General features: G+C 69.8%; 21 protein-coding genes. 15 read left to right on the plus strand and 6 right to left on the minus strand.

Annotated features, from left to right (window positions below; all coding sequences use genetic code 11):
• The first annotated feature begins 200 nt into the window (after nucleotides 1-200).
• The gene (locus AB0J16_RS00530) at nucleotides 201-1,550 is read left to right on the plus strand and encodes an NB-ARC domain-containing protein (protein ID WP_358532778.1); all 1,350 of its coding nucleotides are present in this window, start codon (nucleotides 201-203) and stop codon (nucleotides 1,548-1,550) included.
• Here the strand turns inward: AB0J16_RS00530 and AB0J16_RS00535 are convergent, their stop codons facing one another.
• Entirely contained in the window at nucleotides 1,551-2,972 is a 1,422-nt protein-coding gene (locus tag AB0J16_RS00535) for a hypothetical protein (protein ID WP_358532780.1), read from the minus strand. It lies immediately after the preceding gene.
• 141 nt (nucleotides 2,973-3,113) lie between these two features.
• On the opposite strand from AB0J16_RS00535, the gene AB0J16_RS00540 reads away from it, so the two are divergent.
• Nucleotides 3,114-3,428: a sensory rhodopsin transducer gene (locus AB0J16_RS00540; RefSeq protein ID WP_358532783.1), complete on the plus strand. Its 315-nt coding sequence runs from the start codon at nucleotides 3,114-3,116 to the stop codon at nucleotides 3,426-3,428.
• 14 nt (nucleotides 3,429-3,442) lie between these two features.
• Here AB0J16_RS00540 and AB0J16_RS00545 read toward each other — a convergent pair whose 3' ends face one another.
• The gene (locus tag AB0J16_RS00545) at nucleotides 3,443-4,153 is read right to left on the minus strand and encodes a helix-turn-helix domain-containing protein (protein ID WP_358532785.1); all 711 of its coding nucleotides are present in this window, start codon (nucleotides 4,151-4,153) and stop codon (nucleotides 3,443-3,445) included.
• A gap of 218 nt (nucleotides 4,154-4,371) precedes the next feature.
• Here AB0J16_RS00545 and AB0J16_RS00550 point away from each other — a divergent pair, with 218 nt between their 5' ends.
• From AB0J16_RS00550 to AB0J16_RS00560, 3 genes are read left to right on the plus strand one after another with little or no spacing between them, the layout of a single operon-like run.
• Nucleotides 4,372-5,196 (plus strand): oxidoreductase, encoded by an 825-nt coding sequence (locus AB0J16_RS00550; protein WP_358532788.1) that lies wholly within the window; start codon nucleotides 4,372-4,374, stop codon nucleotides 5,194-5,196.
• A gap of 34 nt (nucleotides 5,197-5,230) precedes the next feature.
• Entirely contained in the window at nucleotides 5,231-6,124 is an 894-nt protein-coding gene (locus AB0J16_RS00555; protein ID WP_358532791.1) for an ABC transporter ATP-binding protein, read from the plus strand.
• Nucleotides 6,121-7,743, plus strand: coding sequence for a hypothetical protein (locus tag AB0J16_RS00560; RefSeq protein WP_358532794.1), 1,623 nt, complete (start codon nucleotides 6,121-6,123; stop codon nucleotides 7,741-7,743). The genes AB0J16_RS00555 and AB0J16_RS00560 overlap by 4 nt, the downstream gene beginning before the upstream one ends.
• Nucleotides 7,744-7,886: 143 nt before the next feature.
• Here AB0J16_RS00560 and AB0J16_RS00565 read toward each other — a convergent pair whose 3' ends face one another.
• Genes AB0J16_RS00565 through AB0J16_RS00575 form a run of 3 tightly spaced genes read right to left on the minus strand, consistent with a single transcriptional unit; the run spans nucleotide 7,887 to nucleotide 11,148 of the window.
• Nucleotides 7,887-9,263: a sugar ABC transporter substrate-binding protein gene (locus AB0J16_RS00565; protein WP_358532797.1), complete on the minus strand. Its 1,377-nt coding sequence runs from the start codon at nucleotides 9,261-9,263 to the stop codon at nucleotides 7,887-7,889.
• Between the two features lie 35 nt (nucleotides 9,264-9,298).
• Entirely contained in the window at nucleotides 9,299-10,219 is a 921-nt protein-coding gene (locus tag AB0J16_RS00570) for a carbohydrate ABC transporter permease (RefSeq protein ID WP_358532800.1), read from the minus strand.
• Nucleotides 10,216-11,148 carry a sugar ABC transporter permease gene (locus AB0J16_RS00575; RefSeq protein WP_358532803.1) on the minus strand — a complete coding sequence of 311 codons (933 nt, stop codon included), beginning with the start codon at nucleotides 11,146-11,148 and terminating at the stop codon, nucleotides 10,216-10,218. The genes AB0J16_RS00570 and AB0J16_RS00575 overlap by 4 nt, the downstream gene beginning before the upstream one ends.
• 410 nt (nucleotides 11,149-11,558) lie before the next feature.
• Between AB0J16_RS00575 and AB0J16_RS00580 the strand changes: the two genes are divergently transcribed.
• Together AB0J16_RS00580 and AB0J16_RS00585 are read left to right on the plus strand one after the other, a co-directional pair.
• Complete coding sequence (locus AB0J16_RS00580) at nucleotides 11,559-12,548, plus strand: LacI family DNA-binding transcriptional regulator (protein ID WP_358532805.1); 990 nt, start codon at nucleotides 11,559-11,561, stop codon at nucleotides 12,546-12,548.
• Nucleotides 12,549-12,677: 129 nt separating this feature from the next.
• A complete protein-coding gene (locus AB0J16_RS00585; RefSeq protein ID WP_358532808.1) occupies nucleotides 12,678-14,795 on the plus strand; it encodes a beta-galactosidase in 2,118 nt (705 codons plus the stop codon).
• Nucleotides 14,796-14,818: 23 nt separating this feature from the next.
• Here AB0J16_RS00585 and AB0J16_RS00590 read toward each other — a convergent pair whose 3' ends face one another.
• Nucleotides 14,819-15,604: an IclR family transcriptional regulator gene (locus AB0J16_RS00590; protein WP_358532811.1), complete on the minus strand. Its 786-nt coding sequence runs from the start codon at nucleotides 15,602-15,604 to the stop codon at nucleotides 14,819-14,821.
• Between the two features lie 93 nt (nucleotides 15,605-15,697).
• Here AB0J16_RS00590 and AB0J16_RS00595 point away from each other — a divergent pair, with 93 nt between their 5' ends.
• From AB0J16_RS00595 to AB0J16_RS00630, 8 genes are all read left to right on the plus strand, one after another.
• Nucleotides 15,698-16,630: a 5-dehydro-4-deoxyglucarate dehydratase gene (locus AB0J16_RS00595; protein ID WP_358532814.1), complete on the plus strand. Its 933-nt coding sequence runs from the start codon at nucleotides 15,698-15,700 to the stop codon at nucleotides 16,628-16,630.
• An 87-nt stretch (nucleotides 16,631-16,717) separates the two neighbouring features.
• Complete coding sequence (locus tag AB0J16_RS00600; RefSeq protein ID WP_358532817.1) at nucleotides 16,718-18,238, plus strand: ABC transporter substrate-binding protein; 1,521 nt, start codon at nucleotides 16,718-16,720, stop codon at nucleotides 18,236-18,238.
• 11 nt (nucleotides 18,239-18,249) lie between these two features.
• Nucleotides 18,250-19,176, plus strand: coding sequence for an ABC transporter permease (locus tag AB0J16_RS00605; RefSeq protein ID WP_358532820.1), 927 nt, complete (start codon nucleotides 18,250-18,252; stop codon nucleotides 19,174-19,176).
• Nucleotides 19,173-20,117, plus strand: a complete 945-nt coding sequence (locus AB0J16_RS00610; protein ID WP_358532823.1) for an ABC transporter permease — start codon at nucleotides 19,173-19,175, stop codon at nucleotides 20,115-20,117. Before AB0J16_RS00605 ends, AB0J16_RS00610 begins: the two co-directional genes overlap by 4 nt.
• Nucleotides 20,114-21,097, plus strand: a complete 984-nt coding sequence (locus tag AB0J16_RS00615; RefSeq protein ID WP_358532826.1) for an ABC transporter ATP-binding protein — start codon at nucleotides 20,114-20,116, stop codon at nucleotides 21,095-21,097. The genes AB0J16_RS00610 and AB0J16_RS00615 overlap by 4 nt, the downstream gene beginning before the upstream one ends.
• Nucleotides 21,090-22,106 (plus strand): oligopeptide/dipeptide ABC transporter ATP-binding protein, encoded by a 1,017-nt coding sequence (locus AB0J16_RS00620; protein ID WP_358532829.1) that lies wholly within the window; start codon nucleotides 21,090-21,092, stop codon nucleotides 22,104-22,106. The genes AB0J16_RS00615 and AB0J16_RS00620 overlap by 8 nt, the downstream gene beginning before the upstream one ends.
• A 93-nt stretch (nucleotides 22,107-22,199) precedes the next feature.
• Nucleotides 22,200-22,781: a carboxymuconolactone decarboxylase family protein gene (locus AB0J16_RS00625; RefSeq protein WP_358532832.1), complete on the plus strand. Its 582-nt coding sequence runs from the start codon at nucleotides 22,200-22,202 to the stop codon at nucleotides 22,779-22,781.
• 140 nt (nucleotides 22,782-22,921) lie between these two features.
• The gene (locus AB0J16_RS00630; protein ID WP_358532835.1) at nucleotides 22,922-23,716 is read left to right on the plus strand and encodes a maleylpyruvate isomerase family mycothiol-dependent enzyme; all 795 of its coding nucleotides are present in this window, start codon (nucleotides 22,922-22,924) and stop codon (nucleotides 23,714-23,716) included.
• Nucleotides 23,717-23,860 lie beyond the last annotated feature (144 nt).

Below are 23,860 nucleotides of genomic sequence, written 5' to 3' on the forward strand. Positions count from 1 at the left end.
CAAGACATCGGTCGCGACCGAGCCCGAGAGATAACCGCAGGTCGCGATCGTCTCATCCGTCCCAAAGCCGTCCGATTCCGTTCGCTTTCGTCCAACAGTGGCGTGAACAGCTGGAAAGCGCTTTCGATGTACTTGGGGATCTCGCCGACCAGGGGCGGCGCGAGAAAACGGGGCGGCTCCCTGGATAGGAGCACAAATCGATGAACGGCAATCACGTTCGGTTGACCACTTCCCTACCGACGGAGGTCATACGGTGTCCCGAGGCCGGGTTGTCTTTGGGGGCGCTGCTGCGCCGATGGCGGGGGCGGGCGTTGCTGACCCAGGAGCAGCTGGCCCAACGTACCGGCCTCAACGTTCGGACCGTCCGCCGGTTGGAGCACAACGTGCTCCAACAGCCGCGCATCACCTCGATCCTGCTGCTGGCGGAGGCGCTGGAGCTGGACAGCGAGGAGCGCGCGATGCTGGCCGTCGTCGCTCGCGGCCCGTCGGCTTCCCCTGAGTGCGTTGATCCGGAAGAGAGCGGCCGGGCGCCGGTGACCGTTCCGCGACAACTACCGGCCGATGTTGCGGCGTTTGTTGGCCGAAAGCATGAACTGACGGCTTTGTCGGATTATCAGAATGCGAACACGGCGACGGTCATCGCCATTGACGGCATGGCCGGCGTCGGAAAGACAGCGCTGGCCGTTCATGCCGCCCACCTGCTCAGCTCTCGGTTTCCCGACGGCCAGCTGTTCGTGAACCTTCACGGACATACCCGGGAAATGACCCCCGTCGATCCGCGTGACGCGCTCGCCCGCATGCTCCGCGCGCTTGGCATCCCCGATGACCGCATACCCGGGCATATCGATGATCGCGCGGCGCTGTATCGCAGTGTCGTGGCCGACCGCGAAGTCCTGATCGTGCTGGACAACGCCGCCGACGAGGACCAGGTCCGCCCGCTGCTGCCCGCCGGACCGGGCTGCCTGCTGATCGTCACCAGCCGCCGCCGGCTGATCGGCCTGGACGACACTCGAACCTTGTCGTTGGACGTCCTGCCGCTGGAGGAGGCGGTCGCCCTGTTCACCCGCATGGTCGGGCGGGAGCATGTCGCGGACGCGCCGGCGGGCGTGCTGACGGAGACCGTGGAGCGGTGTGGGCGGCTCCCGCTCGCCATCCGCATCGCCGCCGTCCGGCTGCGGGCACGTCCGACGTGGAGCGTGCGGCATCTGCTCGACCGGTTGAACGACGATCGGCTGTCCGAGCTGACGACCGGGCGGCACAGCGTCACCGCCGCTCTGGATCTGTCCTATCAGCGGCTTTCCGAGGATCAGCGACGCGTGTACCGGGTGCTGGGGTCACAGGCCGGTACCGAGTTCGGGGTCGACGAGGCCGCGGCCGTGCAGCACACGACAGTGGTGCGGGCGAGGCGGCAGCTGGACCAGCTGCTGGACGTCCACCTCTTGCAGGAGCCCGCACCCTGCCGGTACCGCTTCCATGATCTGGTGCGCGACCACGTCTCGGCCCTGCTTCGCCGAACGCCGTGTGAGGCCGCGCGGGCCAATTCCGCTTGACTACTCGACGGCGCCTGAGCGGGTGAGGAGGTCCTGGTACCAGGTGTCGTACGGGTGGTTGGACGCCGGATAGTTGGCCAGTGGGTCGGTGGCGTCGTCTTCGGAGTCGAAGTCCCAGCCGCGCACGAGCCGTCCCGCCTGCCGGGCCGCGGTGATGAACGAGGACTCGCCTGCGGTCGCCGCGTAGAACAGCGCGCCCTGCTGGAGCTCCGCGCTGTCGCCCTTCTGGAACTCGTCGAAGGCGGTCTGCTGGTAGCGGATGCGCTCGCCGGCGACCCTGTCGGTGTCCAGGCGCAGGGTCTGGGCCGGGGTCGGGCCGTCGGCGCCGGTCCACACGTGCACGCGCGACGAGCCGCTGGTCGAGGTGGTCGCGTCGTAGCGGGCGTCGGAGGTCTTGGCGTTGCCGCTCCAGGAGACCGTCGCCGTGGAGGCGTTGAGCACGCCGTCCCAGTCCCAGTTCTGGCTGTTGCTCTGGCTGCGGTGGATCTCGCGTAGCTGGGTGCCCGCCGCGTCGGTGAATCTGACCGTCGGCAGGACGCCGTTGTCGTACTGGTGGCTGGCCGACCAGGTGATCTCGCCGCTGGCGTCGAGGCGGCCGACGCGGTACCAGAGGGTGGTCGCGGTCTGGGACTGGTGGACCTCGACCAGGTCGCCGTTGTCGTTCAGCGCGATGGACGGGGTGACGCCGTTGTCGTACTTGCCGTGGCGTAACCAGGTCACGCGGCCGTCGGCGCCGTACGTGCCGCTCCAGTACCAGAGCGCGCCCGCGCCCGAGTCGTGCACCTCCACGACCTGGCCGCGACCGTTGATCGCGACGGCCGGGTGGTAGCCGACGTCGCGTTTGTACTGGGCGCGGGTCGTGCCGTCGCCGGAGATCACGGGGAGCACCCGGCCGCGCAGCGTGTCCACCGACGGCGGGCTCGCCGGGTAATCCTTGGCCCAGAACAGCCGCGAGGCGAAGACGGAGGTGAGCTCCTGGTTGAGTGCGGCCAGGTTGCCGGCGGCGTACGAGGTGTTGTCGGTCAGGTCGTCCTTGATGTCGAGCGCGACGACGATCGGTGCGGCGGTGGGGTGCTGGGCGGACCAGGTGTTGATCACGCCGAGCCAGTCGCGCAGGAGGTTCGAGGCGGGGTTTCCGTTGTGGTCGACCTGGTTGCCGGGAGAGTCGTGGCCGACGGAGTAGTCGTGCGAGGTGGCGTAACCGTTGTCGTGGATGTCGAGTTCGAGGAAGCGAATGCCGTGGTCGAGTTGGTAGGCGATCGAGTTCTTGGCGCCGCTGACGTTGCCCGAGTAGCTGTTGTGCGTGGCGCGGAAGATCGCCGAAGGTAACGGCACATCCGCGGCCGCTTCGGCGTTTCCGCTGATCAGCAATGCGGAAGTGGCGACGGCGAGCGCGGAGAGAACGGCTTTTGAAGGGGCCATTCCCCGATCTTCACACCGCCGATGATCCCCGACAATACGCTCGCGGACGCTCGCCGGCCCCATTCACCGGCTCTTAATCCGATATATCCGCTCTTGTCGGGGTAGCTGGACGAATGTCGCAGGAGAGGACAGGAGTCGCAAATGAGCACATTGGTGGGAAACTGGAAGATGGCGATCACCGACGGGTGCGTCAGGGGCGACCGGCTCTGCCTGTTCAATGTCAGCCCCAAGAACGCCCACGTCGAGCTCACGTTCTGCGCGACGGGCGAGGAGCCGCTCGGCCCCTACCGCGCGACGGTGCCCGCGCAGCGCACCAGCGACCTGAGCCTGGAAGACCTGGCGGCTGCCGATGCCCTGTCCCCCGGCACCCCCTACGCGGTCGCGGTCGTCTCGGACATGCCGGTGATCGTGCAACTCACCCATGCGCACCCCGGCGTACGCCGATCGGCCGCCTGACCTCCCATAGCGGTTCAGTCCTTGACGTCCCCGGCGCCGGAGAAGATCTGCCGGTAATGTTCGGCCGCCTGGTTCATGTCGTTGCTGAGGACTTGGAAGAACCGGCTTGCCATCAGGAGCCGGGAGCCGGCCGGGGTCTGGACGCCGAGAACGTCGACGCCCTCCTGGACGGTGTCGGCCCACAGCGTCATCGACCGGATGCCCACCAACCAGGCCCGATACCAGACGTCGACGTCGATGCTGTACCGGTCACGCCGATTGTCACGCTCGCGTTTGACCAGCCCCACATCCTCAAGCCAGCCGATCCCCTTGGAGATCGACGCGGGGCTGACCCGCAGCCGCTCGACCAGGTCGACGACGGTCATGTCGCCGCTGTCGCTGGTGAACAGGCAGACCATCACCTTGGCCGCCATCGGCGGGATCCCTGACATCGCCCCGGCGAGTTTCCGCTCGAATTCCTGTACGGCCCGGGGGTCACGCCCGCTGATATCCGCGGTGGCCGGAGTATTCAGCGGCGAGTGCGGCCGGCGGTGGGCACGCCGTCCGGTCGCCTGCTGGGCCCGAGCCGCACGGTAGCCGTGCGGGCCTCCGTTGCGGGCGATCTCGCGGCCGATGGTCGACCTCGGTCGTCCCAGACGACGGGCGATCTCCGCGTAGGTGAGTCCTTCCACCAGCCCCTCAGCGATCTTGCGACGGTCCTCGTACGTGAGGTGGCCTCCTGGCATGCGCCCTCCTCCGCTTGTCGCGCCCGCCCAAGTATGCGGCCGGGGCCCGATCGATCGCGACATACAGCACGGAGTTGTTGCATTTGCCAGCACCGTCGTTTCGCCAATTGCGCCATTCTGACCTGCGAAAACGACATTCTTAACTTGCCGAATCCGCGAACGCATCCGTAGCTTTCCTCATATGTGAACGATGACCGTTCACGTGGAGGGGACCGACAATGGCTGCCAAGATATGCCTCGTAACCGGCGCCTCATCCGGCATCGGCCACGCCACCGCACTCGAACTCCTGCGCGGCGGCCACGTCGTGTACGGCGGGGCGCGCCGAGTGCACCAGATGGAGGCGATCCGCGAAGCGGGCGGTCACGCCCTGCCGATGGACGTGACCAAGGAGGAAGACCTCCAGCGGGTCGTCCGTACCGTCCTGGACGCGCACGAGCGGATCGACGTCCTGGTCAACAACGCGGGAGCCGTCGTCCACGGCGCGGTCGAGGACACGCCGATGGCGATGGCGCGAGACGAGTTCGAGGTCAACGTGTTCGGGCCGGCCCGGCTGACCCAGCTCGTCCTCCCGCACATGCGCGCGCGGGGCTCGGGCACGATCGTCAACGTCTCCTCGATCGGCGGCGAGATCGCCCTTCCGCTCGGCGCCTGGTACTACGCCTCCAAGCACGCCCTGGAGGCATTCTCCGACACCCTGCGCATGGAGGTCGGACAGTTCGGCATCGACGTCGTGGTCGTCCAGCCGGGCATCATCAAGACCGACTTCGAGGCCGGGACCGCGCGGCAACTGCGGGAGATCTCCGGGACCGGCGCCTACCGGCGGATGGCCGAGGCCATGGCACAGGCGGCCGAGCCGCGGGCAGGCGTGGACAGCCCGGCCTCGGACCCCGGGGTGGTCGCGACGACGATCCGGCAGGCCGTCGAGTCGGCCCGGCCGGAAACCCGCTACGTCGTGGGCTGGCAGGCCGAGGCTTTCCTGCAGCTCAACAGATCCCTCCCGGACCGCGAATTCGACGCGCGCGTCACCGGCTCGCTCAAGTAATCGAGCCGCTGGCTCAGAAATTCGGAGAAACCCCATGACCCCTGCTATCGCCATTTCGGGGCTCGTCAAGGCCTACGGGCCGACACGCGCCCTCGACGGGCTCGACCTCACCGTGGGCACCGGAGAGGTGCACGGCTTTCTCGGCCCGAACGGGGCGGGGAAGAGCACCACCATCCGCATCCTGCTGGGCCTGATCCGAGCCACCTCCGGCAGCGCCAGGCTGCTGGGCGGCGACCCCTGGGCCGACGCTGTCGCGTTACACCGGCGCCTGGCGTACGTGCCGGGCGACGTGGAGCTGTGGCCCAACCTCACCGGAGGCGAGGCCATCGACGTGCTCGGCCGGCTGCGTGGCGGGCTCGACAACGAGCGCCGGAACGGGTTGATCGAGCGGTTCGAACTCGATCCGAAGAAGAAGACCCGGACCTACTCCAAGGGCAACCGCCAGAAGGTCGCCCTCGTCGCCGCTCTCGCCGCCGACGTGGAGCTGCTGATCCTCGACGAGCCCACGAGCGGGCTGGACCCGCTGATGGAGGCGGTGTTCCAGCAGGTCGTCGCCGAGGCCAAAGCCGCCGGCCGGACCATCCTGCTGTCCAGTCACATCCTGGCCCAGGTCGAAACCCTCGCCGATCGGATCACCATCATCCGCGACGGAAAGGCGGTGGAGTCGGGGACGCTGGCGCAGATGCGGCATCTGACCCGGACCACGGTCGTGGCCGAGACCGCCGCCGACGTGACCGGCCTCGACCGGCTGCCCGGGGTCCACAACGTGAAGACCGAGGGCAGGAGCGTGCGGTTCGGCGTGGACGCCGAACACCTCGACGCCGCCATCCGGCACCTCACCACCTTCGGCATCGACTCGCTGGTCAGCCACCCGCCAACGCTTGAGGAGCTCATGCTCCGGCACTACGCGCACAAGGAGGCGGCATGACCACCACGGTTACGCGGGCGCGCGGCCGTACCGGATCGAGCGCGGCGAGCAGCCACCTGACCGGCACCGGCGCGATGGTACGGCTGGCACTGCGCCGCGATCGGATCAAGCTCACCATCTGGCTGGTCGCCATCACGGCCCTCGTCCCACGCTTCTACTACGCCGCCGTCAGCGCGGTCGTCCCGACGCCCCAGGCCCTGGCCGAAGCGTCGCAGATGATCCGCGTCTCCTTCATGAGGGTGCTCGGCGGGCCCCTGTTCGGCGAGGTCACCACGCAGAGCTACTTCCTCGCCGCCTACTGGGTCGAGTTCCTGCTGGCCGCCGCGATCATGAACATGATGCTCATGACCCGGCACACCCGGGCGGAGGAGCAGACGGGCCGGGCCGAACTCATCCGGGCGGCCGTCGTGGGCCGGCACGCCCAGCTCACCGCCGCGCTGGTCGTCGCCGTGATCAGCAATGTCGTGCTCGCGGCCCTCACCACCGCCGCGACGATCGGCATCGGGTTCCCCGCCGGCAGCGCCCTGCTGTTCGGCGCCTCGCTCGCCGCGACCGGGCTGCTGTTCGCCGGGGTCACCGCGGTCACCGCCCAGGTCACCGAGCATCCCCGAGGCGCCAACGGGCTGGCGGGCATCGTGCTCTTCACGGCGTGGCTGCTGCGCGGCGCGGGGGCGCTGCAGAGCCCGGAGGGCGGTCCGCTGTTCTGGCTGTCGCCGATCGGCTGGTCACAGCAGACCCGGGTGCTGGCCGACGAGCGCTGGTGGCCGCTCGGCCTGTCGGTTCTGCTCGCCGGGCTGCTGGTCGCGGGCGCCTACTCGCTGGCGAGCCGCAGGGATCTCGGCGCCTCCTTGATGGCCCCGCGTCCCGGCCGGGCGTCGGCGCCTTCGTGGCTGCGCTCGCCGTTCACGCTCGCGCTGCGGCTCCAGCAGGCGGCCATCCTCGCATGGGGAGCCGCGTTCCTCGCCGTCGGCCTCGTCCTGGGCGCCATGACCGGGGGAATGGCGGAAACCGACCTCCCCATCTTCTCCGGTGCGGACTTCGGGCGGGCCTGGATCAGCCTCATGGTGTTCACCGGGTCCCTCTACACCGGCGTGTTCGTGGTCCTGTCGGTCCTCCGGCTCCGGTCGGAGGAGGTGCGCGGGCGGATCGCTCCCGTGCTGGCCGGGCCGACCGGCAGATCGACGTGGTACTGGTCGTCCCTGCTGGTCACCGCGCTCGCCGCGGTCGTCCTGCCGGTGGTGTACGGCGCCGCGCTCGGCGTCGGCGCCGCCCTGTCGACCGGCGAGGCCGGCCTCGTGGGAGAGGTCACGTGGGCGAGCCTCATCCGCGCCCCCGAGGTGCTGGTGCTGCTCGCCGTCCCCGCCGCGCTGCTCGGGCTCGCCCCACGGGCCGTGAACGCGGCCTGGGCGGTGCTCGTCTACAGCGGGTTCATGCAGGTACTGGGGTCCTACATGAACCTGCCGGAGTGGCTGGTGAACACGTCGGTGCTGTCCCACCTGCCCTGGCACCCGCTGGGCTCCTTCGCCCCGGTGGCCACGGTGGTGCTGACCGTGCTCGCCGTGCTGCTCACGATCCTCGGCCTGTACGGCCTGCGCCGCCGCGATCTCGCCTCGGGCTAGGGGCCGTAGGCATCGATGCCGCAGGGTGCCAGCGGCATCGATGCCGCAGGGCGCCGACGGCACCTTCAGCCCGTTGGTGACGGCCCGGTGGAGTGCGTTCCACCGGGCCGCCGGCCGTGGTCGCGGTCGTGGTCGTTCCGGGGTCAGCCGCCGTTGGTGAGGGTGAAGCCCTGCTCGGTGCCGAAGGCGGAGATGCGGTCCTGCCAGGTCTTCAGCGCGGCGGACAGGTCACCGCCGCTGTCGATGGCCTGGCCCACGGTGTCCTTGAAGATGCTGTTGGCGTACACCTGGAACGGGAGGTACTGCCAGTCGGGGCGGACGGCGGCCGAGGCGTCGCTCAGGACCTGGTTGATCTTCTGGCCGCCGAAGAACTCCTGCGGCGCGTCACGGAAGGTGGGGTCGTCGAGCAGCACCTTCGTGGCGGGGAACAGTCCGGCCTCGGTGTTGAGCGACTTGACGGCCTCCGGGTCGGAGTTGAGCCACTGCGCGAAGGCGACGGCGGCCGGGATGTTCTTGCTCTGCGGGATGACCGCCACCGAGGAGCCGCCGTTCTCGGCGTTCATCGGCTTGGCCGCGTCGTACTGCGGCATCGGGGCGACCGCCCACTTGCCCTTCGTCTTGGGGATGGAGTTGATGATGCCGTTCGGGGCCCAGGCGCCGGTCAGCCAGACGGCGTACTTGCCCGAGCCCATGCCCTTCCACCACTCGTCGGTCCAGCCGGGCTGCGGGTCGACCAGCTTCTCGCCGAGCAGCGTGCTCATGGTGCCGACCCACTGCTTGACGCCCGGGTCGGAGTCGAGCTTGACGCTGACCGAGCTCTCGCCCGAGGTCTTGAACGGCGCGCCGCCCGCCTGCCAGATCAGGCTGTCCACCCCGCCGGCGTCACCGGGGTCGATGGAGGTGATGAACGAGCCGGAGTCGGCGGCCTTGATCTTCTTGGCCGCGTCTACGAACTCCGCCCAGGTCGCCGGCGGCTTGATCTTCAGCTTGTCGAAGATGTCCTTGCGGTAGAACATCGCCATGGGGCCGGTGTCCTGCGGGACGCCGTAGACGCCGCCGTTGATCGCCACCTGGCCCCACGCCGAGTCGGCGAACTTGTCCTTCAGCGAGGCGGCGCCATAGTCGGCCAGGTTGACGACCTGCTTGGCGAGGGCGAACTGCGGCAGGGCGAAGTATTCGATCTGCGCCACGTCGGGCGCGCCGGAGCCGGCCTTGATCGCGGTCTGCAGCTTGGTGTACTGGTCGGCGGACTGCCCCGCGTTCACCACATTGACCTTGATGTTCGGATATTTCGTGGTAAAGCGGGCGACGGTCTTCTCGATCCCCGTGACCCACGTCCAGAACGTCAGCTCGGCGGGCTTGGACAGCGCGTCCTGCACGGCCGCCGTTGCGCTCGGGGCGGCGGCGGACGGGGCGGCGGCACTCCCACCGGAGCCGCCGCCGCACGCGGCGAGTGCCAGAGACAGGGCCGCGGCGATCCCGGCGGGGATGACACCGCGCCGTGATGGAAGGGTTTTCATGGCGTTTCCTTTATCCACGGGGGGTTTGTCGGGAATCACTGCTTGACGCTTCCAGTAGCGAGGCCCGACTGCCAGAACCGCTGGAGCCCCAGGAAAGCGATGATCAACGGCACGATCGACAGCAGGCTGCCGGTCAGGATGAGCGTGTAGGTGGCGTCACCGGCACCGGAGGTGCCGCTGTTGGCCTGTGCGTTCCACTGGTTGAGGCCGACCGTGAGCGGGAACCAGTCCGGCGAGTTCAGCACGATCAGCGGCAGGAAGTAGTTGTTCCACGTCGCGACCAGCGCGAAGAGCAGGACCGTGACGAAGCCCGGAGCGAGCAGCCGCAGCGCGATGGTGCGGAAGATCCTGAACTCGCCCGCCCCGTCGATTCGGGCCGACTCCAGGATCGAGTCGGGCACCGCGTCGGCCGCGTAGACCCGCATCAGGTAGAGGCCGAACGGGCTGCACAGCGCCGGGATGAGCACCGCCCACGGGGTGTCGACGATCCCGACCCGGCTGAACAGCAGGTACGTCGGCACCGCGAGGGCCGTGCCCGGAATGGAGATACCGCCCAGCACCACCGCGAACAGCAGCTTGCGACCCGGGAACTCGTACTTCGCCAGCGCGTAACCGCCGAGGGTGGCCAGCAGGGCGGCACCGCCCGCGCCCACCACGGAGTAGAGCACGGTGTTGCCGAACCAGCGCACGAAGATGCCGTTGTTGTAGCTCAGGGTGTCGCCGATGTTGGCGAACAGGTGGAAATCCCCGCCGAACCAGAGCCCGAAGGTCGAGAACAGGTCCCCGCCGTTCTTGCTGGCGTTGGCCAGCAGCCAGAACAGCGGCAGCACCGCGTACGCGAACATCACCAGCAAGATCACCGTGAGGGCGGGGCTCTTCCCCCGGCGCCGCGCCTTGGTGGAGCGGTGCGCGGCCTGCCCGCCCGTGGTGCGGTTCGCCTCGGCGACGGCCGTCACAGCGTCTTCTCCCTTCTCGCCGTGATGATCTGCACCGCGTACGCCACGACGATGGTGACGACGCCGAGCAGCACGGCGACGGTGGCCGAGTAGTTGATCTGCTGGCCGTTGAAGGCGAGGTTGTAGGCGTACATGTTGGGCGTGTAGCTCGTCCCGATCGCCGCCGGTGCGAGCTTCTGGAGAATGTTCGGCTCGTTGAAGAGCTGGAAGCTGCCGATGATCGAGAAGGTCGTCGCCACGAGCAGCGCGGGACGCAGGGCGGGCAGCTTGACGCTCCAGGCGATGCGGATGGCGCCCGCTCCGTCCATCTCGGCCGCCTCATAGAGCTCGGTCGGTACGGACCGCAGCGCGGCGTACAGGATGATCATGTTGTAGCCGACGAACTCCCAGGTCACCATGTTGCCGATGGAGGAGAGCATCCAGGAGCGCGAGAGCAGGTCGGGGACCGCGACGCCGACGGCCTTGCCGATCTGGCCGACCAGACCGAACTGGTCCCCGTACATGTAGCCCCACATGAGGGCCGACACCACGGCCGGCACCGCGTACGGCATGAAGATCGTGATGCGGAACAGCGACGGCCAGCGCAGCCTGCCGCTGTCGATGGCCAGCGCGCAGCCCAGGGCGATGAGCAGCATGACGGGCACCTGCACGACCAGGAAGAGCGCGACGCGGAGCAGGCCGGCGCCGAACAGCGCGTCGCCGATGGCGCGGGTGTAGTTGGCCACGCCGGCGAAGACCGTGCCGCCGATCATGCGTTCCTGGAAGAAGCTGAGATAGACCGCGTACACCAGCGGCGCGACCACCGCGACCAGGAAGACCACGAAGAACGGCAGGAAGAAGGCGTAGCCGGCGACACGCAGGCGCAGGACCGGCCGGGCGAGACCGCCGGGCGCGGTCACCGGCCCGGCGAGGCCGGCGGGCGCGGTCATCCTGTGCTCCTGCCGCGGGATGTTCGCGCTGCCACGAAGACTGGCACTGAACTCTCCTTGTCGGGGCATGGCGATCCATGGACCGCCCCATTACCTGCGCCACCGTGGAGCGCTCGGCGCTGCGATCGCGAGGACTCGTGTTTACGTGAACATGGCGAAGATGTCCCGTAGTCTCCATTCGCCGCCAGAACATGTCAATAGGTAACCCAAAGTTAACACCAATGCCGGATTTATCACTGTTTGTGACTACATGTCGGCTGAGACGGCACCCCATTGACGGATGGGTCATGTTCACGTAAACATCGTGCGAGAGTTTGCACGACAGCAAGCCCATCGGATGACCAGAGGTGCCAGTGGACGGGGCGACCCAGAAAACCGCGGCGGGACGGCGCTCGCCCAGGCGGCCGTCCATGGCCGACGTCGCCGCGATGGCTGGAGTCTCCAGCCAGACGGTCTCCCGGGTGGTCAACAACCGCAGCAACGTAGAGGAAGAGACCCGCCAGCGCGTCCTGTCGGCCATGCGGGTCCTCGGATACCGGCCCAACACCGCCGCCCGCGCCCTGGTCACCGGCCAGTTCCGCACCCTGGGCCTGATCAGCTTCGGGCTCGGCAGCTTCGGCAACGCCCGTACGGTCGACGCCGTCACCAAGGCGGCGCAGCGCGCCGGCTACACCGTGAACATGATCGCCGTCGAGTCGCAGACCGAGCGGGCCGTGCACGAGGCGTTCGACCAGCTGACAGTGCAGGCGGTCGACGGCATCGTGGTCGTCGAGGCGCAGATCCTCGACACCCCGGCGCTGCGCCTGCCGCCGGACGTGCCGGTCGTGATGGCCGACGGCGACGTCAGCCTCCGCCACCCGATGGTCGACACCGACCAGGCCCTCGGCGCCCGGCTCGTCACCCGTCACCTGCTCGGCCTCGGTCACGAGACGGTCTGGCACGTCGCCGGACCCGAGGACTCCTATGCCGCGCGACGCCGGGCGGAGTCCTGGCACGCGACGCTCAAGGAAGCGGACGCGACGGTGCCCCAGATGCTGTTCGGCGACTGGAGCGCGGCCAGCGGCTACGAGGCCGGCCGCGTCCTGGCCCGGCGGCCCGGCGTGACGGCCGTCTTCGCCGGCAACGACCAGATGGCCCTCGGCGTGATGCGCGCGATGATCCAGGCGGGACGCCGCATCCCTGAGGACGTGAGCATCGTCGGTTTCGACGACATCGACGAGTCGGCCTACCTGTCCCCCTCGCTCACCACCGTCCGGCAGGACTTCGACGTGGTGGCCGAGCGGATCGTGTCGCTCATGATCGACCAGATCGAGACCGGTACGGCTCCCGCCGCCACCGCCTTCGTCGCCCCTCAGCTGATCGTCAGGGAGAGCACCGGCGCACCGCCACCGACCGCCTGATCCGACCAACTCCAGCACGCCCCACACCGACGAAACGTCCCCGCCGAAGAACATCCCACCCGCCGCAGCACGCCCCGCCCAAGAAGGGAGGAGCGACGGTCCTCGCCCGCCGAGGCCGCCGCGCCGACGATGAACGCCGTACCTCACGATGTCAGGCCGGGCTCCGGGACCACCGGCGCCCCGTCCCCGGGCGACCGGTTGTGGCGCCGGCTCGGCGGCGTGGCCTTCGGCGGCGACTACAACCCCGAGCAGTGGCCGGCCGCGACCAGGGCGGAGGACCTGCGCCTCATGGCCGAGGCCCGGGTCAACCTCGTCACCGTCGGGGTGTTCGGCTGGGCGCGCGTGGAGCCCGCGCGCGGAGCGTACGACTTCTCCCTGTTCGACCAGGTCCTGGATGACCTGCACGCGCACGGGATCACCGTCGACCTCGCCACCATGACGGCGTCCCCGCCGCCCTGGCTCGTCCACGAGCACCCGGAGATCCTGCCGGTCACCGCGGACGGGACCGTGCTGGGCCCCGGCGGGCGGCAGCACTTCTGTCCCTCCAGCCCGGTCTACCGGGAACGGGCGGCGCTCCTGGTGGAGCGGCTGGCCACGCATTATCGCGACCATCCGGCACTCGGGCTGTGGCACATCGGCAACGAGTACGGCTGCCACATCGCCGCCTGTTACTGCGAGGTGTCGGCGGCCGATTTCCGCCGCTGGCTGCGCGAGCGCTACGGCGACGACCTGGAGGCGCTGAACGACGCCTGGTCGACGGACTTCTGGTCGCAGCGGTACGCCTCCTTCGACCACGTCCAGCCGCCCCGCGCGGCTCCGACGTACCCCAATCCGGCCCAGCAGCTCGACTACCTGCGCTTCGGCAACGAGGCGCTGCGCGACTGCTTCGACCTGGAGGCGGGCATCCTGCGGCGGGTCACTCCCGAGGTGCCGATCACCACGAACTTCCTGGGCGGCCTGAAGGCCGTGGACGTCTTCGACTGGGCACCGCGGCTGGACGTCGTGTCGGTCGACTCCTACCCCGACCCCCACGACGAGCGGCCGCATCTGGCCCCGGGCCTGCTGTACGACACGATGCGCGGCGCCGGCGGCGGGCAGCCGTGGATCCTGATGGAGCAGGCGCCGAGCGCGGTCAACTGGCGGGGCAGGAACGCGATCAAGCAGCCCGGCCAGATGCGGCTGTGGAGCTGGCAGGCCGTCGCGCAGGGCGCCGACGCGATCCTGTACTTCCAGTGGCGGCAGTCACGCGGCGGCGCCGAGAAGTTCCACTCGGGCATGGTGCCGCACGCGGGGGCCGACAGCCGGGTCTTCCGCGAGATCACCGCGCTCGGCCGGGAGCTGGCCTCGGTGCCCGACCTGCCGGGCACGCGGGTCCGCAACCAGGTGGCGATCCTGCTCGACTGGAACAGCTGGTGGGCCCTCGAGCTCGACTCCCACCCCTCGGACGGCGTACGGCAGGAGGAGCGCCTGCTGGACCATTACGGCCCGCTGTTCGACCTCGGGGTCGGCGTGGACGTGGTGCCGCCCTCGGCCGAGCTGACCGGCTACGCGCTCGTCGTGGTGCCGAATCTGTACCTCCTGTCGAGCGCGGACGCACAACGCGTCTCGTCGTACGTGTCCGGCGGCGGCGCCCTGGCCGTCTCCTTCTTCAGCGGGATCGTGGACGAGCATGACCGGGTCCACCTGGGCGGCTACCCCGCGCCGCTGCGCGAGGTCCTCGGGGTCCGGGTCGAGGAGTTCTGCCCGGCGGCCGAGCACGAGCGGTTCCCCGTACGCGGTCACGGGGTGCTTTCGCACCTCGAAGGGGTCGCCGACCTGTGGCGGGAGGACCTTCATCTGGCCGGCGCCGAGCCCGAGCTCGTCTTCGACTCCGCCGACTGGGCCGGGCGCCCGGCCGTGACCAGGCACGAGTTCGGCGCGGGGATCGCCCGCTACCTCTCGACCCGGCTCGACGCGGTCACCATGCGGGCGGTCCTCGGCCGGGCACTCGCCGAAGCGGGAGTGACCCCGGTCGTCGAGGGGCTGCCCGTAGGGGTTCAGGCGAGCGTCCGGGCCGGAGTCGGCCGCCGCTTCCTGATCCTGCTGAACCACACCGGCGACAAGCACGACATCGCCCTCGGCGGCGAGTGGACCGACGCCCTGGCTCCGTCGGACGAGAGCGTCGGGACCGTCACCCTGCCGCCTTCGGGCGTCGCCGTGCTCCGGGCCGCCGAGCGAGTGGACCAGACGACCCAGCGGGTGGATTAGGCGTCCGCTCAGCCCTCGGATGATCAGCGGATGATGCGGGCCCGAGCCCGGAGCAGTGCGGCCACGATCGCCTCCTCGCGTTCGGGATCGAGGCGGACGAGGGGGACGGAGCAGCTGAGCGCCTCGTTCGGGACGCGTCCCAGGTCCAGGGAGACGGCGAAGCAGCGCAGCCCGAGGGTCGATTCCTGCTCGTCGACGGCGTGGCCGCGGCGCCGGATCTCCTCGAGTTCGGCGCGCAGTGCCACTCGGTCGGTGAAGGTGTGGACGGTGCGGGGCTCCAGGGTGACCGGCAGGAGTTCGTCGACCTCGTCCCAGGGGCGCCCGGCGAGGATCGCCTTGCCGAGACCGGTGGCCCAGCACGGCAGCCGCCGGCCGGGGCGGGTGACTACGGCCAGGGAGTGCTTGGAGATGTTGGTGGCCAGGTAGACGATCTCCACGCCGTCGAGACGGGCCAGGTGGACGGTCTCGCCGAGCTCGTCGTTCAGGTCGTTCATCACCGGACGGGCCCGCTGGACGAGGTCGTCCCGCTCGATGTACGACATCCCGGCCCGCAGCGCGCGGATGCCGAGCCGGTAGCGGCCGCCACCGTCGGCCTCCACCCAGCCCGTGCTCACCAGTGTGGTGAGCAGCGCGTAGCCGCTCGCCCGCGGCAGGCCCAGCGCGCTGGTCAGCTCGCGCAGTGAGCACGCCTTCGGGGCTGAGCTGAGGTGTTCGAGCACCGCGATGGTCCGCTCGGCCGATTTGACGCTGCGGACGCCTCCCCCGGTCTCGGCGGATTGAGGTAACGAGTCCGGGGCGTATTGCGTCATCGACCACCTCTTGACGTTTGGTGAAACACCCACTTAATGTCTCGGCTACAAATATAGATGCTGTCTCCATATGTAGACAAGAGGTTGCTGTTGATGTCCCCCGCAGTCACGCGAGTCGCCGCTTCTCTCTCAGGCTTGCTCGCCTTCCCCGTCACACCGTTCACGGAGTCGGGGGACGTGGATCTGTCCGGGCTCAAGGCTCATCTCACCGACGTGCTCGCCGCGCGGCCCAGCGCGATCTTCGTCGCCTGCGGGACCGGGGAGATGGCGTCGTTGACGGCCACGGAGCACCAGGCGGTGGTCAAGGCCGCCGTGGAGCACGTCGCGGGAACGGTCCCGGTGCTCGCCGGGGTCGGCGGCGGCACGCGGACGGCCGCCGAGTTCGCCCGCGCCGCGCAGGCCGCCGGGGCCGACGCCCTGCTGGCGCTCCCGCCGTATTTGCAGGTCGGGCCGCCGGCCGGGCTCGTGGCGCACTACCGGGAGGTGGCCGCCGCCACGGATCTGGACGTGATCCTCTACCAGCGCGGTACGGCGCTGTTCTCCCCGGAGGCGGTGGCCGAGCTCGCCGAGGTGGACAACATCGTCGCGCTGAAGGACGGGCACGGCGACATGGAGCTGCTCCAGCTCATCCAGACCGCCACCGGCGGACGGCTGCCCCTGCTGAACGGCATGCCGACGGCCGAGATCTTCGCCCGCTCCTACGTCGGACTCGGCGCCCGCGCCTACTCCTCGGCGGTGCTGGCCTTCCTCCCGGAGGTCGCCGTCGCGTTCTTCCAGGCGTTCGAGAAGGGCGACGAGGCGACCCAGGACCTCCTGCTGCGCGAGTTCTACGCCCCCCTCGCCGCACTGCGCAACACGACGCCCGGCTACGCCGTCTCCCTCGTCAAGGCCGGGCTGGACATCCGCGGCCGCTCCGCCGGACCCGTCCGCTCGCCACTGGCGCAGGTCACCCCGGAGCACCGCGAGCAGCTCGCCCGCATCATCGACCGCGGCCTTTCCGCCCTCAGCGCGGCACCTGTCGCATAGCACGTGGCCTGCCCGGCATCAGGAGCAGGCGATTTCGGAGGAATTATGATCAACCCCCCCAACCCCCGTCAGGCAGCCTCTGCCCTCTTGGCGCTGGGCACCCTGCTGTCTGTCGGCGCCTGCTCGGTCGCGAACAGCGGCCCGGAGCCGTCGGCCGGCGGCGGCGCGGCGGCGAGCACCGTCCGCATCGTGCTGCCCGAGGAGCCGCCCACGCTGGAGCCGTGCGACGCCTCTCTCACCGCGACCGGACGCGTCACCCGGGCCAACATCACCGAGGCTCTGACGGAGCGTGACCCGAGCTCCGGGCAGCTCCAGCCGGCGCTGTCCACGGAGTGGAAGCAGGACTCGCCCACCGAGTGGACCTTCACCCTGCGCAAGGGCGTGAAGTTCCACGACGGCACCCCGTTCGACGCCAAGGCGGCCGCCTTCTCCATCGAGCGCACGCTCGGCTCCAAGGTCGACTGCAACGTCAACGGGTACGTCTTCGGCGGCATCAAGCTCACGGTGACGGCCGCGGACGACGTGACCCTCAAGGTGAAGACGGCCAAGCCGGACCCGATCCTCCCGCTGCGGCTGTCCTTCGTCGAGATCGTGCCGACCACCACGAACGCCACCGGCAAGGTCCGGGAGCCCGTCGGCACCGGCCCGTACAAGATCGCCAAGTGGGACGCCGGCCGCAGCCTGCGCCTGGAGCGCTTCCCCGGATACTGGGGCAAGGCGCCGGACTTCGCCGCGGCCGAGTACGTCTGGCGTGGTGAGGGCAGCATCCGCGCGGCCATGATCAAGAGCGACGAGGCGGACATCGCCGTCGGCCTCGCCCCCGAGGACGGCGCCGGCGACTCGGCCGTGCAGTTCCCCAACAACGAGACCTCCTACCTGCGCATCGACGCCGCCAAGCCGCCGCTCAACGACCTTCGCGTGCGCCAGGCGATCAACTACGCCATCGACAAGGACGGGCTCGTCGCCTCGGTCTTCGCCGGGCTCGGCAAGCCTGCGGGCCAGCTCGTCCCCGAAGGCGTGACCGGTCACAGCCCGGCCATCCAGCCCTGGCCGTACGACATGGCGCAGGCCAAGAAGCTGATCGCGGACGCCAAGGCGGCCGGCGTCGCCACGGACACCCCCATCACGATCATCGGACGGAACGGGATCTACCCCAAGGCCGCCGAGGCGATGGAGGTCGTGCAGAACTCGCTCACCGAGGCCGGGCTCTCGGTCAAGATCCAGATGCTCGACGTGAACGCCTGGCTGGAGTACCTGCTGCGCCCCTTCCCCAAGGACGCCGGCCCCACCCTGCTGCAGGCCCAGCACGGCAACCAGGCCGGTGACGCGGCCTTCACCATGGGCCAGATCTACGGCACCAAGGGCGCGCAGAGCAGCTTCGGCACCCCCGAACTGGACGACCTGATCACCGCCGGCGAGCAGGCCTCGGGCGAGGAGCGCCAGACGGCGTTCGCCAAGGCGCTCGATTACCAGAACAAGGACGTCGTACGCGACGCCGTCCTGGCGCACATGACCGGCATCCTCGCCCTGTCGAAGAAGGTCACCTACAAGCCCAACGCCGCCACGAACGACGAGATGCGCCTCGCCGAGCTGCACCCGGCCGGCTGAAAGGAGCAGGTGTGCTGACCTTCCTGCGGCATCGCGTCACCTCCAGTGCGATACCGCTGGTCGTGGTGGTCCTCGGCGTGTTCTACCTGGCCCGCCTGACCGGCGACCCGGCGAACCTCTACCTGCCGCTCAGCGCCACCGCTGAGATGCGGGCGGAGTTCGCCGCCCGGCACGGGTTCGACCAGCCGCTGCTCGTCCAGTTCGGTGACTACCTGGCTCAGGTGGTCCGGCTGGACTTCGGCGAGTCGCTGCGGACCGCCGAGCCCGCCGCCAACGCGGTGCTGCGGGCCTTCCCCGCGACGCTGCAGCTGGCGGGCGCCACGATGATCCTGGCGATCCTCGGCGCGGTCGTCGTCGGGAGCTGGGCGGCCTACCGCCCGAACTCCCTGGCCGACCGGGTCGCCAGCTTCACCTCGACGACCGCGGCCAGCATGCCGGACTTCTGGTTCGCCATCATGGGCGTCCTGGTCTTCTCCGTGGCTCTCGGCTGGCTGCCCACCTCAGGCACCGAGGGCGCGGCGGCGTGGGTGCTGCCGGTGCTCACCCTGCTGATCCGGCCGTTCGGCGTGCTGGTGCAGGTGGTGCGCGGGGCGATGGTCACGGCGCTGTCGGCGCCGTACATCAAGGTGGCCCGGAGCAAGGGCGCGAGCGAGCTGCGGGTGGTCTTCGGCCACGCGCTGCGCAACGCCGCGCCCCCCGCGCTCACCGTGGCCGGTGACCTGGCGGTCGGGCTGGTCAACGGGGCCGTGGTCGTCGAGACCATCTTCGGCTGGCCGGGCATCGGCAAGCTGATGATCACCTCGATCCTGCAGCGCGACTTCGCGGTGCTGCAGGCCGCGGTCCTGGTGACCGCGATCACCATCTTCGCGCTGAACATCGTCATCGACGCCTGTTACGCGCTCCTGGACTCCCGAGTCCGTCAGGGGGTGACGGCATGACCAGCCTCGTGGAGGCTCCTCCCGCCGCTCGGCGGATCACCTGGTGGCGGCTGCTGGCGCGGGATCGGTTCGCCTGCCTGGCGGTGGTGATCCTGGTGATCGTGGCCGTCGGCGCCATCGTGGGGCCGATCCTGCTCGGCGACCTGGCCGTGAAGCAGAACCTGCGGGCGGTCAACCGGCCGCCGTTCAGCCTCGACGACGGCTTCGCGTTCGTGCTCGGCAGCGACTCGCTCGGCCGCAGCCTGCTCGCCCGGCTCATCGTGGCCAGCCGTACGACGCTCTCCGTCGCCATCCCGGCCGTGGTGATCTCCCTGGTCGTCGGGTCGGTGTGGGGCATGTGGGCGGGCTACCACCGAGGCTGGCGGGAGAACGTCTCCATGCGCGTGGCCGACGTCATCCTCAGCTTCCCCTCGCTGCTGCTGGCCGTGGTCGTGCTGTACGTCTTCTCCCCCAGCGCCGGGAACATCGTCCTGGTCCTGGCCATCGCCCGCATCCCGGTCTACCTGCGGGCCGCGCGGGCGGAGTCCGCCGAGTTGCAGAGCCGGCTGTTCGTGGACGCGGCGCGGACGTTCGGCACCAAGAGCTGGGCGATCATCGGCAGGCACGTGGCGCCGACCGTGCTGCCCACCCTGTTCACCGTCGCGACCCTGGACTTCTGTTTCGTGATGCTGACCGAATCGTCGCTGAGCTTCCTGGGCATCGGCATCCAGCCGCCGGACATGAGCTGGGGCCTGATGGTCGCCCAAGGGCGGCAGGTACTGCAGAGCGCCTGGTGGATCGCCGTCTTCCCCGGAGTCGCCATCGTGGTGACGACCGTCTCGGCGACCATCCTCGCGTCCTGGGCGCGCCTGGCCATGGACCCCGGCCAGCGGTGGCGGCTCACCCTGCCCCGCTCTCGCCGCGAGAACTCCCGCCGCAAGAACAAGGAGGTGCGGCCATGAGCGAGTCTCCGGTACTGGAAGTGGACCGGCTGGCGGTCGACATCCGGACCCCCTCCGGGACGGTACGCGCCGTACGCGAGGTCAGCTTCTCCGTCCGCTCCGGTGAGACACTGGCGCTCCTGGGCGAGTCGGGCTGCGGCAAGAGCATGACGGCACAGGCCATCGTCGGTCTGCTCGACCCGGTGGCGCACGTAGCGGGCGGCGCCATACGCCTGGACGGCACCGACATCCTCACCCTGCCGCCGGCACAGCGCAGGCGGCTGGCCGGGCCCGGCCTGTCCATCGTGTTCCAGGACGCGCTCACCGCGCTGAACCCCGTACAGACGGTCGGCGCCCAGCTGGCCGAGCCGTTCAGGATCCACCAGCGTCTCTCCCGCCGCGATGCGCGCAAGCGGGCCGTCGAGCTGATGGAACGGGTCGGCATCCCCGAGGCCGGTGCCCGGGTGAGCGCCTACCCGCACCAGTTCTCCGGCGGCATGCGTCAGCGGCTGCTCATCGCGCTGGCGATGGCCCTGCACCCCAAGGTGCTGCTCGCCGACGAACCCACCACCGCCCTCGACGTCACTGTGCAGGCCCAGATCATGGAGCTGCTGCGCGAGCTGCGCACCGAGCAGCAGACGGCGCTGATCCTCATCACCCACGACCTCGCGGTGGTGGCCGAGCAGGCCGACCACGTGGCCGTCATGTACGCGGGAAACATCGTCGAGACCGGCCGGGTGGCGGACGTGTTCGCCCGGCCGCGCCACCCGTACACGCGCGGGCTGCTCGACTCGGTGCCGGCCGAGGTGGCGCGCGGCGTCACCCTGAAGTCCATCCCGGGCAGCCCGCCCGACCTGCACTCGGTTCCCTCGGGCTGCGCCTTCCGCGCGCGCTGCCCGATGGCGAGCGACGTGTGCGCGGCGGAGCGTCCCGTCCTCGTCGAGGCCGGACCCGGTCGCCTGTCCGCGTGTCATCACTGGAAGGAGCTGCCCGATGACTGACACATCCGACATGGAGGCGCCCCTGCTGGACGTGGCAGGGGTGAGCAAGACCTTCCACGTCGCTCGCGGCGCCTCCGGCAGCAACCGGCTGCGCGCACTGGACGGCGTCGACCTGCGGCTGGCCCGCGGCGAGACGCTGGGCCTGGTCGGGGAGTCCGGCTGCGGCAAGTCGACGCTCGCCCGGGTGCTGCTCATGCTGGAGCGCCCGGACCAGGGCCATGTCAGGTTCGAGGGTACGGACCCGTTCGCGCTGCGCGGCAAGGAGCTGCTGAAGTGGCGGCGCCGGGTGCAGATGGTGTTCCAGGACCCGTTCGCGTCACTGAACGCCCGGCTGTGCGCCGAGGACATCGTCGGCGAGCCCTGGCGGACGCACCGTGACCTGGTGCCGGTGAAGGAGCGCGGGAAGCGGGTGGCCGAACTCCTGGAGATGGTGGGGCTGCGGGCGAGCGACGCCCGCCGTTACCCGCAGGAGTTCTCCGGCGGCCAGCGCCAGCGCCTGGGGATCGCCCGCGCGCTCGCCCTCGAACCGGACGTCATCGTGTGCGACGAACCGGTGTCGGCGCTCGACCTGTCGGTCCAGGCGCAGGTGCTCAACCTGCTCACCGACCTGCAGGCCCGGCTGGGCGTATCGTACGTGTTCATCTCCCATGACCTGTCCGTCGTCCGCCACGTCGCCGACCGTGTCTCGGTCATGTACCTCGGCAAGATTGTCGAGACGGGGCCGACCAAGCAGGTGTTCGACCAGCCGCGCCATCCGTACACCGCCGCGCTCATGTCCGCGGCGCCGGTCCTCGACGTCACCGCGGGGGTTCGGCGGGAGCGGATCCTGCTGCAGGGCGAGGTGCCCTCTCCGCTCGACCCGCCGTCGGGATGCCGGTTCCGTACGCGCTGCTGGAAGGCTGAGGACGTCTGCGCCCAGGTGGTGCCGCCGCTGGAGCTGTACGGTGACGACCCGCCGCACCTGGCCGCGTGTCACCTCCCGCTCCAGGAGGTCGCGGAACCCGGTTGATGAGGCCGTTGCTGGGATGAGACTCTCAGGCGCTCGGTCACCTGACGACCGCTCCTGTCCACCCAGCTAACGGCGACACAGCCGGAGGTATCGATGGCGAGATTGACCCTCATCCATCCTGACGACGCGACCGGGGACGCGGCCAAAGTACTCGCGGCCCTACCGGTCAAGCTCAACATCTTCCGCATGCTGGCGCACGCGGAGTCGTGTGTGCTCCCGCAGGTGCGGCTGGGCACGGCCATCCTCAGCAGTCTTGATCTCGGGCATCGGCGACGCGAGCTGCTGATTCTGCTCGTCGCGCGGATCGAGGGCGGCACCTACGAATGGCGGCAACACGTGCCGATCGCCCTGGGGGTCGGCGTTCCGCAAGCGCAGATCGACGCGATCGAGCAGGGGAACCTCGCCGATAATGCCTTCGACGACGAGGTCTTCGACAACGCGGAGCGCGCGCTGCTCGCGTTCGGGAAGCAGGTGATCGAGGACGTCCGGGTCGAGGACAGCGTGTTCACGGAGGTTCGACGACACTTCTCGGAGCGGGAGATCGTCGAGGCGATCCTGGCGATCGGCTTCTACATGACCATGGCCCGGCTGACCGAGGTGACGCAGACCGATCTCGACCCGGCCTCGGGAATGACCGTGTTCGACTCCCTCCAGCCCCGGGACACATCCGCATGAGCCTCGTCGGCGCCTTCGGATCGCTGGTGGCCAGGGCGCCGACAGATACTCTCCCTCGCCGGACGTATGCTTGACCCGTCAACAAAATTCGCAACGCGGCGGACCGTAGACATCTCCGCGTCCCCACTCTGGAGACGAACATGACCGATCGTGCCGACCAGATCATCGACGCGCTGCGCAGCGGCCACGATCACCTGGCCACCCTTGTCCGCGGCCTCGCGGCCGACGACCTCACCCGGCCGTCCGGCGCGTCGGAGTGGGACGTGTCCCAGGTGCTCAGCCACCTGGGCAGCGGCGCCGAGATCAACCTGGCCGGTCTGGAGGCCACGCTGAGCGGCACCGCCGGCCCAGACGGAGACTTCAACAAGTCGGTCTGGGCCCGCTGGGACGCGATGTCCCCGGCCGAGCGGGCCGAGGGCTTCCTGACCGCCGACGAGGCGCTGGTCAGCCGCTACGAGAGCCTTGACGCGCAGACACGCGAGGAGCTGCGGATCAAACTCGGCTTCCTGCCGGTCCCCGTGGACGTCGCGACCGCGGCGGGGCTGCGGCTCAGCGAGTTCGCCCATCACTCGTGGGACGTCGAGGTCGCCTTCGACCCGGCGGCGACCCTGGCCCCCGCCGCGGCCGAACTGCTGCTCGACCAGGTGGGCATGCTCATCCACTTCATCGGCAAGGCCGACGCCCTCGCCGGCCGCCAGGTCGGCGTGGCCATCCGGACCACCTCGCCCGAGCGCTCCTTCGGGCTCGCCGTGGGTGACGCGGTCAGCCTCACCGACGAGCCGGCTCAGCCCGACGCCGTCCTCAGCGCGCCGGCCGAGTGGTGGCTGCGTCTCACCACCGGCCGCCACTCTCCCGAGCACACGCCGAGCGTCGTGACCCTCACGAGCGACAGCCTCACCTTGGACGACCTGCGACGGATCTTCCCTGGCTTCTGACCTGGCCGCTGACCCGGCCGCTGACCTGGCTTCTGATTCGGCTGGCGGCCGCCTGACCGCCACCGGCCCACCCCGCCGTCCCGTAACCGCCCAACGCGCCTGCCCACCCCGCCGGGCTGCACCCGCCCACCACGTCGTCCTGTA

Origin of the sequence: Nonomuraea sp. NPDC049750 (assembly GCF_040659625.1) — a bacterium.
GTDB lineage: Bacteria > Actinomycetota > Actinomycetes > Streptosporangiales > Streptosporangiaceae > Nonomuraea.